12 protein-coding genes and 1 tRNA gene are annotated in these 14,618 nt (G+C 42.7%); 4 read left to right on the top strand and 9 right to left on the bottom strand.

The window, feature by feature from the left end:
* Window positions 1-53 precede the first annotated feature (53 nt).
* Both trpB and AAEY75_RS12035 read right to left on the bottom strand, forming a co-directional pair.
* Window positions 54-1,328, bottom strand: a complete 1,275-nt coding sequence (gene trpB, locus AAEY75_RS12040) for a tryptophan synthase subunit beta (RefSeq protein WP_227680946.1) — start codon at window positions 1,326-1,328, stop codon at window positions 54-56.
* Window positions 1,329-1,414: 86 nt separating this feature from the next.
* Window positions 1,415-2,098: a phosphoribosylanthranilate isomerase gene (locus AAEY75_RS12035; RefSeq protein WP_352259704.1), complete on the bottom strand. Its 684-nt coding sequence runs from the start codon at window positions 2,096-2,098 to the stop codon at window positions 1,415-1,417.
* Window positions 2,099-2,299: 201 nt separating this feature from the next.
* Between AAEY75_RS12035 and AAEY75_RS12030 the strand changes: the two genes are divergently transcribed.
* Window positions 2,300-3,934, top strand: coding sequence for a cryptochrome/photolyase family protein (locus AAEY75_RS12030; RefSeq protein WP_352259703.1), 1,635 nt, complete (start codon window positions 2,300-2,302; stop codon window positions 3,932-3,934).
* A gap of 23 nt (window positions 3,935-3,957) precedes the next feature.
* Here the strand turns inward: AAEY75_RS12030 and AAEY75_RS12025 are convergent, their stop codons facing one another.
* Entirely contained in the window at window positions 3,958-4,707 is a 750-nt protein-coding gene (locus AAEY75_RS12025) for a DUF4230 domain-containing protein (protein WP_352259702.1), read from the bottom strand.
* A 558-nt stretch (window positions 4,708-5,265) separates the two neighbouring features.
* Here AAEY75_RS12025 and AAEY75_RS12020 point away from each other — a divergent pair.
* A complete protein-coding gene (locus AAEY75_RS12020; RefSeq protein ID WP_352259701.1) occupies window positions 5,266-6,984 on the top strand; it encodes a proline--tRNA ligase in 1,719 nt (572 codons plus the stop codon).
* Between the two features lie 88 nt (window positions 6,985-7,072).
* Here AAEY75_RS12020 and AAEY75_RS12015 read toward each other — a convergent pair whose 3' ends face one another.
* The 6 genes from AAEY75_RS12015 to AAEY75_RS11990 form a co-directional block, all read right to left on the bottom strand.
* On the bottom strand, window positions 7,073-7,474 hold the full coding sequence (locus tag AAEY75_RS12015) for a lysozyme inhibitor LprI family protein (protein WP_197217922.1): 402 nt from the start codon (window positions 7,472-7,474) through the stop codon (window positions 7,073-7,075).
* 76 nt (window positions 7,475-7,550) lie between these two features.
* Complete coding sequence (gene queF, locus AAEY75_RS12010) at window positions 7,551-8,435, bottom strand: NADPH-dependent 7-cyano-7-deazaguanine reductase QueF (RefSeq protein WP_197217923.1); 885 nt, start codon at window positions 8,433-8,435, stop codon at window positions 7,551-7,553.
* Between the two features lie 63 nt (window positions 8,436-8,498).
* Complete coding sequence (locus AAEY75_RS12005) at window positions 8,499-9,329, bottom strand: hypothetical protein (protein WP_197217924.1); 831 nt, start codon at window positions 9,327-9,329, stop codon at window positions 8,499-8,501.
* A 120-nt stretch (window positions 9,330-9,449) separates the two neighbouring features.
* Window positions 9,450-10,223, bottom strand: a complete 774-nt coding sequence (locus tag AAEY75_RS12000; RefSeq protein ID WP_197217984.1) for an ABC transporter permease — start codon at window positions 10,221-10,223, stop codon at window positions 9,450-9,452.
* Window positions 10,224-10,252: 29 nt separating this feature from the next.
* Window positions 10,253-11,215, bottom strand: a complete 963-nt coding sequence (locus tag AAEY75_RS11995) for an ABC transporter ATP-binding protein (protein ID WP_197217925.1) — start codon at window positions 11,213-11,215, stop codon at window positions 10,253-10,255.
* 232 nt (window positions 11,216-11,447) lie between these two features.
* Window positions 11,448-12,098 carry a c-type cytochrome gene (locus AAEY75_RS11990; RefSeq protein ID WP_227681464.1) on the bottom strand — a complete coding sequence of 217 codons (651 nt, stop codon included), beginning with the start codon at window positions 12,096-12,098 and terminating at the stop codon, window positions 11,448-11,450.
* A 428-nt stretch (window positions 12,099-12,526) separates the two neighbouring features.
* On the opposite strand from AAEY75_RS11990, the gene AAEY75_RS11985 reads away from it, so the two are divergent.
* Window positions 12,527-12,603 (top strand) — tRNA-Arg (locus AAEY75_RS11985).
* A 170-nt stretch (window positions 12,604-12,773) separates the two neighbouring features.
* Window positions 12,774-14,237, top strand: a complete 1,464-nt coding sequence (locus AAEY75_RS11980) for a tyrosine-type recombinase/integrase (RefSeq protein WP_352259700.1) — start codon at window positions 12,774-12,776, stop codon at window positions 14,235-14,237.
* Window positions 14,238-14,618 lie beyond the last annotated feature (381 nt).

The raw sequence follows: 14,618 nt of genomic DNA, 5'->3' as shown, positions 1-14,618 counted from the left end.
GGGCGCTGAGCCATTTTTCTTATAAGATGTAGATTAATAGCATATAAAAGCTACTACAACTCAATCCCTTCCGCCTTCATCACTGAATGCAAATCTTTGTCACCGCGACCTGACATATTCACAATAATAGTCTGATCAGGTGTCATTGTCTTCGCTAGCTTTAGTGCGTAAGCAACGGCATGAGCAGATTCAAGCGCAGGAATGATACCTTCTTTGCGCGTAACTTCATGGAAGCCTTCCAACGATTCTTTGTCAGTACAGCCCACATACTCAACACGCTTCATGTCTTTTAAGAAGCTGTGCTCAGGGCCCACACCAGGATAATCAAGACCTGCTGAGATAGAATGCGTCTCTTGGATTTGACCTTCATCATCTGCCATTAGGTAAGTACGGTTGCCGTGTAGCACGCCGATACGACCAGCCGCTAGTGGCGCTGAATGACGACCAGTTTCGATGCCATCACCTGTTGCTTCGACGCCATACATTTTGACATCAGTATCATTGAGGAAGTCAAAGAACAAACCAATCGCGTTTGAGCCACCACCGACACAAGCAACCAAGGCATCCGGTAACTTACCTGTTTTTTCTACATGCTGAATGCGTGCTTCTTTACCAATGATTGCTTGGAAATCACGAACCAGTAGCGGATAAGGATGCGGGCCTGCAACCGTACCGATGATGTAGTACGTACTATCGACGTTGGTGACCCAGTCGCGCATGGCTTCATTCATGGCGTCTTTGAGCGTACGTGAACCAGAAGTGACCGGCACAACTGTCGCACCGAGCAAGCGCATACGATAGACGTTCATTTTTTGGCGCTCGACATCGTCCGCACCCATGTAAACGATACACTCAAGTCCTAAACGGGCTGCAATCGTCGCTGTCGCTACACCATGCTGTCCTGCGCCAGTCTCAGCGATGATACGTTTCTTGCCACACATTTTGGCAAGCAGTGCTTGTCCGATGGTGTTATTGACCTTGTGTGCGCCAGTATGGTTTAAATCTTCACGTTTAAAATAAATCTGCGCCCCACCAATCTCATCACTCAAGCGCTTGGCATGATAAAGCGGTGTTGGGCGACCGACATAATTGACCAAATCATTGTGATACTCTTCCCAGAATGCAGGATCGGCTTTTACTTTGGTATATAGCGCCTCTAGCTCTTCTAGGGCGGCCATCAACGTTTCAGAGACAAAGCGACCGCCATGTACGCCAAAATGTCCACGGGCATCAGGGTATTGATTAAAATCCTGTACGTCCGCTGGATTGGTAAAGGTATTGATAGCTTGTGCAGTAGCAGATAAATTATTGTTATCGACATGACTCATGGTAATTCCTACTGTAATAAGTGGTATTTTTTGGGATAAATCAGGGAGAAATAGTTTAAGTAACGAGCTATTGAGCTGATATAAAACTAGCTACTTGTGTTCGAAGGTTCGCTAGGCGTCGCGTTTTGCCATCGATCGCGTTTTACTGCTTTCATAAAGGCGCGCATTTTTGCAGGATCTTTTTTACCTTTATCTATCTCAATACCGCCACTGACATCGACAGCGTAAATAGGCAGCTCTAAAGTCGCAGCGACATTATCAGCAGTCAGACCACCCGCTAAGATAATTGGTAGCGAGCTGTCTTGCGGTATGAGACTCCAATCAAAGCGTGCACCCGTACCACCGTATTTATGCTGATGGTAGGCATCTAATAAGATACTACTCGCTCCTGCTTTGGCAAACTCGTCAATCTGAGCGCTCACGCTAGCAGCACTATCCGTATCGGCATTGACACGCAACGCTTTAATCCAGCGTTTATTGACTGTGCTCGCCAGCTGTTGGCATTGCTCAGCACTCTCATCGCCATGGAATTGTATGATATCAAAAGACACATTGTCTGCCAGTTCGACTAACTCATCTTGATGCATATTAACCACCAACGCCACCACGCTCACGAAAGCAGGCAAGGCAGTACTTAATATCTGGGCTTGCGCTAGCGTCACGGCACGCGGACTGGGCGGATAAAACACCAAGCCGACCGCATCAACTCCCAACTGTGTCGCAGTCTGTATATCACTAAGCTGAGTAAAACCGCAGAACTTGACGTGCATTTTGTGACCTTGCATTTCATGATACTAAATATGACACCGATTATAACGGCATTAGATAGGTTCAAGCTAAAGGTAAATCGTTATATGTGATGAGGTTTTGTTAATCAAACAGCAAAGCCATTGCATCCAAAAACTTATCCTAGCATACTTTTATTCCCAGTTTTGTTTATGATTGCGATTGATTAATACAGGAATACTTGAATGTCTAAGACTGCATCGGCAACGGCCAATCCAACTGACTGCAACGACAGTGATAGTGGTAAGGCAACTAGTGCAAATCCGCCGCATTACTTGATGTGGTTTCGTCGTGACCTACGAGTTCATGATAATACCGCCTTGGCTGCGATTTGTGAACGGGCAAACGAAGATAATGCACGAGTCAGTGCCATATTCTTTCTCACGCCTGAGCAGTGGCAAGCCCATGATACATCGCTTGTGCAAGTCGACCACATCGCCCGTACGTTGCCTATCCTCGCAAAAAAACTGCAAGAACAATTAAACATCACTTTAACAGTACAGGTTTGCCCAAACTTTTCTGACTCTATTGACGCGCTATTAGCTATCTGCAATACCAATCATATCAGCGCTATCATGGCCAACCATGAGTACGAAGGTAATGAAATCGATCGTGATGAACAATTAACTGAGCAACTGGCAAAAATCGATATTGAGTTTGTACGATGGCATGATCAATGTATCTTACCACCGCAAACCATCACGACTAACGATGGCGACAGCATGTATCAAGTGTTTACGCCATTTTATAAAAAATGGCGACATACGTTGGAGGTGAGCGATATACAAATGCATGAAGCACCCGCTGTTAGTGACAATAATAACGTGACTTTAGAGCCGACAGAAAATGCGGCAAGCACGGTAAAAGAGATAAAAAATCTCAGCACAAAGACGGTCAACGACTATCAAAAACAGTTAAACAGCAATGAAACTGATAATAATACAGATACAAGTGCCCAACTCGAAAATGCTCGTGACGCCTATCCTGCTGGTGAAACAGCGGCTTGCCAACGTTTAGAAGACTTTATCGCTGAGGATATCAATAACTATGATGTGAGTCGTGATGTGCCTAGCTTGCATGCGACCAGTCAGTTATCGGCTTACCTCACTATTGGCACAATCAGCCCCAGACTGTGCTATCTACAGGCAAATAAAGCTCAAGAAAAATTGCATGGTAACGACAGCGACAACAACGACATCAATCGCTGGATAAGCGAGCTGGCATGGCGCGATTTTTATCGTCATGTCTTGGACTATAAGCCAGAGCTGATTCGCCATCAAGCGTATAAGCATGAGACCGATACTAAGATTAATTGGTCATACAATATTGATGACTTTGAGACCTGGTGCACAGGCAAAACAGGCGTACCGCTAGTTGACGCCGCGATGCGCTGTCTGAATGCAACAGGGTTTATGCACAATCGCCTGCGGATGGTTACAGCGATGTTTTTGACTAAAGATTTGCTAATTGATTGGCGCTGGGGCGAGCGATACTTTATGCAGCAGCTGATAGATGGTGACTTTGCCTCTAATAATGGCGGCTGGCAATGGAGCGCTTCTACGGGCACTGACTCAGCACCCTACTTCCGTATTATGAATCCCTTTAGCCAAGCCAAAACCCATGACACAAAGGGCGAGTTTATTAAGACTTGGCTACCTGAGCTAAAAGACATCCCTGCTACTATCCTGCACTCAGAAGAGAAAATGCGTAAAGCACTCGGTAAAAAAGGAGACTTTGCCGATATTGACTACCCTGTGCCGATGGTTGAGCATAAAGCAGTACGCCTATTAACCATTGCTGAGTTTAAGAAAGAAGGTTAATTTTAGGGAAAATAAACAGTAGATTAGCCATTCGTAACCGATGGAAACTGACATGCACCTGCACCTTGTGTGGTCACTGTAACGACTGCACCTGTCAGGGCAAACAGTTGCTGCAACTGCGTCTGCGCATTTTGTAGAGCCATCGTCATTACATCACCGCGGCAGGCACGCTCTAAGACTTCTTTTTTAGCCATGCTCTGCGCTTGGTCAAATATCTTTGGATCGACTTGCATCATCCCAAATGCACCAGTCTGCCAATCATAAATCTCAATATCATCTAAATACACTGAGAATATCTCTGATGGTGGTAAGGTGATATTGATTTGTGGCATGGTCGATTCCGTCGTGTTAGCTTCCGATGTTTGGTCATCATTTACATCGGATGCAACAGGCTGAACCACACGTACCATATCAGGTGTCAACGCGCTCAGATCAACCCCTGCCTCAACACGTCCATGCGCAATGAACAGTCCTTTTTGCTCATCTTGCCACAGCTTCTGCCAACTACCACCACGCTGGCTTGTGATAACGGTATCAACACTAAACGAAACGGTTTCTAAACGATTTAAGTTTTGAATTTGCGTAACCACGCCCTCACGAGTAATGGTTTCTATTGGCACTTCTTTAGTGCTGTTTTGAATGCTGTAAATCGCAAAAACGATGGCAGATAAACCGATAAGCAACACAATCCATGACATCATGGCAATAGGTTTTTTGGCCTGTGGATTGGTATTAGTAGTATTAACAGGAGTTCGATTATCAGGACTATTCATAGAGGCATCCTCAAAGTTTTATCGTATGAAGCACATGACAGATTGTGGTGTAAAATATAAATGCTATTTGCGCGAAGTAACTTCAAGTAATAGCTACCAATACCCTACATAATTACTAATGGGTTGCTAGTCAAAAAATTCGTCAATATTTGCTAAAAATAGGCTTAGAACTGGTAAATAATCGAGTTATAACAACCTCATCACTCCCTTTATGCAATGTTCGGTCTGAAAAGACAAAAAGTCATTGCGTCTTAGGCAAACTTTACCTAACATAGTCAGATTGTATGAATAAAATGTCAGTATCAAAGTATCTATCAGGCTTTTAGCCTGAATATTTTGTATTTCAGCATACTGATGCATCAATCAAGATTTCCCCTCTTCTATATTATTAGAGCGGTTTTACTAAGATGCTCTTTATGAGCATTTTTATTCGCTGAATGTTAGTCAATTGCTAAGTTATAAAGGTAAGCTTGCGGCGGCCATGAAACGATTAGCCATACGCTCAACATCCTACTATTTCTTCTTATTTTTTATCGTTGATAAGGTTACGCTTTATTTATGAAAGCCAGTCAATTTTTATTTGCTACATTAAAAGAAACTCCAAGTGATGCCGATATCGCCTCAAGCCAATTGATGGTGCGTGCTGGCCTTATTCGAAAAATCGCTTCTGGATTATATATTTGGCTGCCCATGGGGCTACGTATCTTACAAAAAGTCGAGCGCATTGTTCGTGAAGAGATGCAGAATATCGGTGCACAAGAAGTGCTGATGCCGATGACTCAGCCTGCTGAACTTTGGCAAACGACTGGACGTTTTGACGATTATGGTCCTGAGCTATTACGCTTTAAAGACCGTCATGATCGTGATTTCGTGCTTGGTCCAACGCATGAAGAAGTCATTACCAATCTTGCCCAAGGTGAGCTACGTAGTTATAAACAGCTACCGATTACTTTCTTTCAAATTCAAAACAAATTCCGTGATGAGATTCGTCCACGCTTTGGTGTGATGCGCGCGCGCGAATTTACGATGAAAGATGCTTATTCATTCCACGTTGACCAAGCTTCATTGGCCAAAACATATCATGACATGTATGACGCTTATACGCGCATCTTTACCCGTTTGGGTTTAGACTTCCGTGCAGTACAAGCGGATACAGGGTCTATCGGTGGTTTTGCTTCTCATGAGTTCCATGTATTGGCAGACAGTGGTGAAGACGATATCGCATTCTCAGATTCTTCTGATTATGCGGCTAACGTTGAGCTGGCTGAATCGGTAAGCACTGCTGAGCGTCAACCGCCAAAAATGGAGCGCGAAGACGTCTTAACAGAAGATATGACCAGCTGTAAAATGGTGGCTGAGCATCTAGATGTACCGTTAGAGAATACGGTCAAAACCTTAATCGTCCACGGTCATAACGAAGATGATGAGCCACAACTGATTGCTGTTGTGTTGCGCGGTGATCATCAGCTCAATACTATCAAAGCTGAAAAAATTGAAGAGGCCAATGTGCCACTGACATTAGCTTCTGATGAAGAGCTAAAAGCGGCTGGTTTGCACAAAGGTTACATCGGTGTTGATCTAGACATGCCTGTCTTTGTCGATCGTTCTGCAGCTACGTTGTCAGACTTTGTATGCGGTGCTAATGAAATCAATAAACACACGATCGGTATGAACTGGGCTCGTGATACACGTATTACACGTATCGTCGATGTGCGCAATGTGCAAGAAGGCGATCCATCTCCTGATGGTAAGGGCACGCTAAAAATCAAACGTGGTATCGAAGTCGGTCACATCTTCCAGTTGGGTGATAAATACTCGCAAGCCATGAATTGCCGCGTTTCTGGTGAAGATGGCAAACCCGTCACGCTAATGATGGGTTGCTACGGTATCGGTGTGAGCCGTATCATCGCTGCTGCTATCGAGCAGAATAATGATGAAAACGGTATCATGTGGCCGAAGACGCCAACAGTTAATGATTCAATCGCTCCTTTTGAAGTCGCTATCATACCGATGAAGTCAAAAGAAGAGACCGTCATGCAGACTGCTACAGCTCTGTATGAAGAACTAAAAGCGCAAGGCGTTAACGTGCTATTGGACGATCGTAATGAACGTCCAGGCGTTAAGTTTGCTGATCTAGAATTGATTGGTATTCCACATCGTATCGTGGTTTCAGACCGTAACTTGGCTGAAGGCAAATACGAATACGTCAATCGCCGTGAAGCAGAAAAGCAAATGCTAAGCCGTGAAGAAGTCATGGCGAAAGTAAGCGGTAAATAGTTTTAGTCTTAAAAACTGTGCCATAAAAAGCGCCTATCTCATTCAATGAGATAGGCGCTTTTTTCTCGTGTGCTTTAGCTAAAAAAAACTACTTAATATTATATCTTTTAGCAATGACCTTGCTACGTTTCTGTGTCTCGTTAGCGGTGCAAACATCAGAATTAATCATGGCATATACCACGGTGTTATTCATGGGGCCATCATGCTCAAAGTCACACTGCTTGCTGCGAGCTTTTAGCCAAGTAATCTGTTCTTTATCAAGCTGCTGCTTTTGAGTAGGTGATAAGGTGCGATACGCAGTCATGTATATTTTGTTAAGCCTATTTTTTTCAACTTGGACCGCATCTTTACCACAGTCATAAGCCACTTCCATATAGGCATCTTCACAAGTGTACTCACTTTCGGCGGATGCCGCTTGTGCTGATAACATCGTATACAGAGATAGCACAGCTACACCCACTACCGTTATAACATGAGTTCTCAATTTCATACTGGTATCCTTACCTTAGATGAATAAAGTTAATTGATTATAGGACGTAACTGCAACTCATAACATCGATATTTATTTACTGTCGAATTAAACGGCTTGGCTGTGGCAGGAGAGTTATATCACTGACACGGCAAGGATTGATATCGATACCACCACGGCGCGTGTACCATGCACGAACCATCAATGCGCTTGGCTCATAGTATCGACTCAAATCAGCAAATATCTGCTCGACACATTGCTCATGGAAGCCATTATGCTGACGGAAACTTAAAATATAACGCAGTATATTAGCCGCATTAACAGGCTTATCCGTCGTAATCGATACTGCTAATGTACCCCAGTCTGGCTGATTGGTCACCGGACAATTACTACGCAGCAAATTAGAATAAAAAGTATAAGGCTGAGTGCTGTCACTTATCACACTCTCGCCACTCGTCTCTGCTTCATTATCACGCAGCAGTGATGCATCAGGATACTCACACAGCGCTACTTTTTCACTGCTGTTTGCCAAGGCCTCATCAATACAAACGCCTTCAGGCTGTGCAATTAATAATCCCGACTGCTCATTGCCTTGCTCGTCATCTAAGCCAAATAACTCAACAATGACATCTGCTTGCACACAAGCTGATAAATCTTTAGCAATCAGCGTCTGCACCTCTGCCCAACTGGCAAATTCGGTAAAATTGATACTGTTTAAATACAGCTTAAGTGATTTTGACTCAACGATAAACGGTGAGCTAGCAGGAATCGCAAAGCGCGCGATGGCCACTTGCGAAATACCTTGCGTGTTCAACCAAGACATCTCAAATGCCTGCCACCAATCAACACCAACCGTTAATTTATCATCTTGCCAGCCAATCACATCACGTCCCATACTTCGCGCGATAGGATATAGCGTCTCTGGGCTATACTCAGTTGGATAGTCCGTGGTTTGCTCACCTAAAATACCGTGGATACTCATAAATTACTTACCTTTCATGCCTAAATACAATGAAATAAAAACCATTCATTTTACAGCAATAGGTTATTTTATGGGAATCATTTGCCAGTCTGAGGTAGGCTCTGTCTTCACATAATTAAATCGTACTCGATAAGCAATAGTGTCATGCTCATTCATCTTAAAATAAAAATCTACTAATAGGCTATCATTGGCAACCCACTCAAGCTTTGCACTATAAGGCATTGGACCATACTCACGACTGTCATAGAACTTGAAGTGTTGCCGAAATTTATCATAATCTATATTATTTTTATCATATTGATAGCTACCATACTTGTCCTTTTTCCAAATGAGAACCTCTTCTTCTCCTGGAAACTCGACTTCAACCGTGGCTGCATAAGTCATGTCTGGTGAAAGTGTCAAATGCGATCCTTCAAACTCTTGTATAACACCCGTGTTTAGATCAACCAATACGGTGTTATTAGTTTCATAGACTTGTCCAGATAGATAAAGCCAATTTTTATCCTTATCGTAGCGATTTATGAGATAAACATATCTAAGGCCGTCCCCCTCTTCATCTTGTACAGGCTTATCGGTCAATATGATAGGAGCTTCATGATTGGGTATCGTAATAGTGGTTTGGTTTAGCTGACGAGAAATATATTTTGATAACTGTAGTTTTTCGATGAGATTTTGATTATAAATCATCGCACTCTGATCCAAGCAATCTCGATATTTCAGCTCATTTTTACTATCACAAGTCTCACCCAAGTTAGGATAAATAGGGGCTTCTATGACCTCCCAATCATAATCATCCATTGTTGCAAATGGGGCTGCGATGGCAATGCTTGTAATTGTACTTAATAACGTGGCTGCACACGCCTTACTCATACTTCTTACAGAAATTTTAAGCATAAAAAAAGAGCCCAACAATATTAGGCTCTTATGATAAGGTTATCAGTCTATTGATTACAAGCTAACTATGAGAAATGACGACTCATAAAACTAATGGCTATCATATTATAAACGCACAATTTACAAACGCACACGTGAGCCATTACTGAGTAAGCGATAGGCAATGGTATAAAACACTGCGCAGAATACAAAAATAGCAGCCATCGAGTACCAGACATTGACATCAGAATAGCCAAGGATACCGTAACGGAATGAGTTGACCATATAAACAATAGGGTTCAGTAATGAGATATTTTGCCAAAATGGTGACAAATTTTCCATCGAATAAAATACACCACCAAGATAGGTAAGTGGCGTCAATACAAAGCTTGGAATGATAGAAATATCATCAAATGAGCGAGCAAACACGGCATTGATAAAGCCACCAAGCGAAAACAATATAGAGGTGCCCAGTACCGTAAATATGGTCACGAACACATGCTCAATACCGAGGTCAGTAAAGAATAGCGCAACGATTGAGACAATAACCCCAATGGCCAGTCCACGGAAGATACCACCGCTAATATACCCCATCAGAATCGCATGTTTGGATACTGGCGAAACCAACAGCTCTTCGATACTAGAGGTGAATTTGGCACTAAAGAAGCTCGAAACCACGTTGGAGTAACTGTTGGTAATAATCGACATCATAATCAAACCAGGCACGATGAACTGCATGTACGGCACTCCGCCCATCTCACCGACACGCGAGCCAATCATTTTACCAAAAATGACAAAATAAAGACTCATGGTGATGACTGGTGGCAGTAATGTCTGTGGCCAAATGCGCAAAATTCGGCGAACTTCTTTCAACAATATAGTGCGAAATGCAATCCACTTTTTGCTCAATGACATGGTTTTATTAGGATCTATCATTTCTTGACTCACAATCCCGCCTCCTTCATGCTGTCTTCACTTTGAATATTTTTGTCTACCAAACGCATAAATAGCTCTTCTAATCGATTGGCTTTGTTACGCATGCTTCCCACAGTAATGCCCTGCTCTGACAACTGGGCGAAGACGTTATTCATCGACTCACCTTCCGTCAAGGTCACTTCAAGTGTCTGATCATCCGGCTGGGTTATTCCTGTCACACCTGTCAAAACCAATTGACTATTAACCGGCACTTCCAAATCAAAGACGAATGTTTCCACCGAGAGCTGTGCTAATAAATCTTTCATTTCTGTATTGATACGAATTTCACCATGATCTAAGATAGCAATGCGCTTACACAGTTGCTCGGCTTCTTCTAAATAATGAGTGGTTAGAATAATCGTGGTCTTTTCTTCGATATTAATCTGCTGCATGAACTCCCACATAGAGCGGCGTAGCTCAATATCGACCCCAGCAGTTGGCTCATCCAAAATCAATAATTTTGGCTTATGAATCAATGCGCGTGCAATCATCAAACGGCGTTTCATGCCACCTGATAGCTCACGCGATTTACTATCACGCTTGTCCCATAGACCAAGCGCTGTTAGTAGTCGTTTCGCTCGTGGCTTGGCTTCTTTGGCAGGAATACCAAAGTATCCCGCTTGTGTGATCAAAATATCTTCGACTTTTTCGAACATATTAAAATTAAACTCTTGCGGTACGATACCGAGGTACTGCTTTGCGACAGAAGGGTTTTCCAACAAGTCAGTACCAAAAATATGCACGCTGCCTGTGGTCGGCTTAAACAGCGAACTGATGATACCAATCATGGTTGATTTACCTGCACCATTGGGACCCAATAATGCAAAAAATCCACCTTGTGGCACAGTTAGATCGACTCCTTTTAGAGCCGAAAACCCATTGTCATAAGTCTTGGATAAGTTTTTTATCGTAAGTGCTGGTACTTCTGACATGAAGACCTCTTTGTTTGTTATAAATGTATATAAAAATATTTTGAGACGACGAATAGCTAGAATAGATGCTGTAAAGTCATAAAATGAGGCTACTATTGACGAATTTCAACTACAGTGCAGCTGAAGTCTCATATTGATAATATTGATGATGAAAAAAGCGCCTATCCCATTGAATGAGATAGGCGCTTTATAGATATCTATCGTAAAAGCTTAGCTAAGCACTTGTTAAAGATTAGCTTGCTGCTTCAATCATATAATCTACAGCATTCTGAACTTCTTCATCAACGATATCCGCGCCACCTTTGGCAGGCATTGCATTGAAACCATTGATAGCATGGGTATATAGAGTATCTGTACCTTTTGCTATGCGTGGTCCCCAAGCGCCGGCATCAGCAAAGACAGGAGAGCCTAGCAAGCCCGCTGCATGACAAGTATGACATACGGCATTGTATACCGCTTTACCATCGCGAGGTCCATCACCAGGTGCTGGGCCAGCAACACGTGCCGTCACATCACACACTTCATCATCTTCGAAGCAGACGGTAGCAACAGGGTGAATACGAGCAATCAGGTTAGGATATAGTGCAATCAGTTTTTGCACTTGTGGCGTATCTTGTGGAATCGGCTCTTCAACAGCAGCAGGTGCTGCAGCGGCTGTTTCTTCAGCAGCTTCACCATCTACAGGTGCGGCTTCATCAGCAGGAGCTGCGCCATCTGTTGTATCTGCAGCAGCTTGGGCATCATTGCCTGACTGCTCAGGCGCATTTTCTACGACTTCCTGTGTGTCTGCTACAGCAGAGACAGTTGCAGGAGTTTCTACAACACTTTCAGCTTGGCTCACCGCGATACTAGCGATTCCTAGAATGGCAGCTGCCGATAACATAACTACTTTTCTCATTCGTCACGTTCTCTTATTACGTATACAAAGGCCTGCACAGCTCAGACATTCTGTCTATCCTCCTTTGATAACCTTTGGTCATCAATAGCAAACAGCCATCCCGCGTGCCAGCACACTTGTAATCGGTGATTATAAATATGAATTCTCCATGACATTATAAGGGAAAAGACAGGTAAATTGCCATGCCTGTTTAATGACTATCTTGTTTTTTCTTAAAAAACATCAATCGCTACCGTCATTTATTGGCTTTATGGTTTTTATTTGTTAGACTAAGCGGTCTTTATTTTTCGACACTTATTCGATACTTAGTAATACGACTGATTATTCATACTATTGATTGATATGTTGTGTTGGTTAGCGCAGTATTTATCCATTGAGTGTCCGTGAATAGAGTCGTTGGTTCAGCATATTATGCGCTCGTAGCTCAGTTGGATAGAGTATCGGTCTCCGAAGCCGAGGGTCGTGGGTTCGATTCCCGCCGAGCGCACCAATCATTATGTTTCACCCTCCCCCAGTATTACCTGAAACCTCTACAAGCCCCCAATAGATTAAACCCCTGTCTTTCAACATCACTTGTCATTACCTAGTAGCACCTATAGAATGTTGTACATACTGTTGTACATACACAACATTTATAATATGCGGCTTTAGGATGCGACGATGAGTGAGCGTAAAAACTACCTACTAACGGACAATAGCCTTAAGTCAATTGCTAAGCAGCCAGCACCTGACAAACGTGTTAGGTATAGTGACGGTGACAGCCTTTCCTTAATTTACGATCCCAAAGGTTCGCTTTATTGGGTTATGTCTTATCGCTATCAGTCTGATAAAGACCTCAAACCAAAGCAAAAAACCTATCATATCGGTACTTATAAGCTTTCTTCGCAAGTGGTTGATACTAAATTCAAGCCCGAGGTTTCCCTAAAGCAAGCGCGTATAGAACGTGACAAGGCAAAAGCATTATTGGCTGATGGTATCGACCCTACCGAACACAAAAACATTGAGAAGAACAACTTTGAGCAAAAAGACTTATTCAAAGTCATTGCGAAAAGCTATCTTGACGAAAAATCCAAGACCACTGTAAAGAACGTGCAAAAGCTGCAGGGGTTCTTAGACAATCACATCTTAAAACATCTAGGTGACTACCCTATCGGTGCGATCACTGCGCAAGACATTATTAAGACAGGTCTTGCCATTCAAGCCACTTTCGAGCAACAAGGTAAACACACCTCGGAAACTGCACCTAAGTGTATGGGGCTGATTAGCGCCATCTTTGAGTATGCGATCAACACGCTGGGCTATGATATTACCAATATTGCTATTGGACGTAACAAGGCACTCAGACCACATAAAGCCGAACGTATGAAAGCAGTCGAACAACACCAATTCCCCGACCTACTCCGCAATATTGACCAGTACATCAATAACCATCCAAACGCTCACAAGCAAACTGTAGCAGGTTTACAGCTGATGACACTATGCTTTGTACGAACCAAAGAGCTGAGATACTTTGAATGGTCAGAGATTGATTATCATAAAAATGTATGGCGTATTCCAGCCGCTAAGATGAAGATGCGACAAGATCATATTATCCCACTGTCACCACAAGCAATGGCTATTATCGAGCGTATGCGACCCTTAACCGAACAGACGGGCTATGTGTTCTATAACTTTGAGTCAAACAAGCATTATAGTGAAGCATGGTTCAATCAGGCCCTACAACGTATGGGCTATACAGGCGACCCCTACCCTAAGATGACAGGTCACGGCTTCAGGCAACTTGCCAGCACTGGCTTATACGAATTGCAATTTTCTGAAAGTTTAATAGAGATACAACTTGCCCACCTTGAACAAACTAGCGTTAGAAGACGCTATGACTTATCAGAGCACTTAGCCGAGCGCCAAATGATGATGAACCGATGGGCGAACTATCTTGATGACTTACGTGCTGGCAAGGTGATCAGCTTTGATTTATTGACCCCTAATGAAATCGCTAAAGAAATAAGTAGCCGAAATGAACAGACGACTGATATAGCACTGCATGATAAAGACCTATTGGTACAGAGCTTACAAGCGCAAGGGTTACCAAAAGATATCTTACAAGGAGTTCTTAAGTATTTATAGTAAAAATAAATAAGGTATTGATTAAAAAAATTATTTACGATCTACACACAAAATATTGTAAGTAAATATTACCAAATAATGAGGTTTATTATCAATAAAGTGAACGATTTTACCGTTAACAACTGATAACGACTGATAACGACTGATAACGACTGATAACGACTGATAACGACTGATAACGACTGGCATAATAATTAAACAAAAGTTGTTTAATAAACGGTCAGCTAACTTTAATATCTATCCAAGCGATTATTCGATGCTAAACCTACTGATTGTGAATAAATAAAGATGTGCTAAGCTAACCCTGTGTTACTGGATAGCACATAGATACTTTTAGTGAAAATGATTAGAAAGTAATGAATAGTATGGGCTAATAGATCG

Origin of the sequence: Psychrobacter sp. TB55-MNA-CIBAN-0194 (genome assembly GCF_040309505.1) — a bacterium.
GTDB lineage: Bacteria > Pseudomonadota > Gammaproteobacteria > Pseudomonadales > Moraxellaceae > Psychrobacter > Psychrobacter fozii.
The sequence above is the reverse complement of the archived record's forward strand: the minus strand, read 5'-3'. Positions and strand labels throughout refer to the sequence as shown.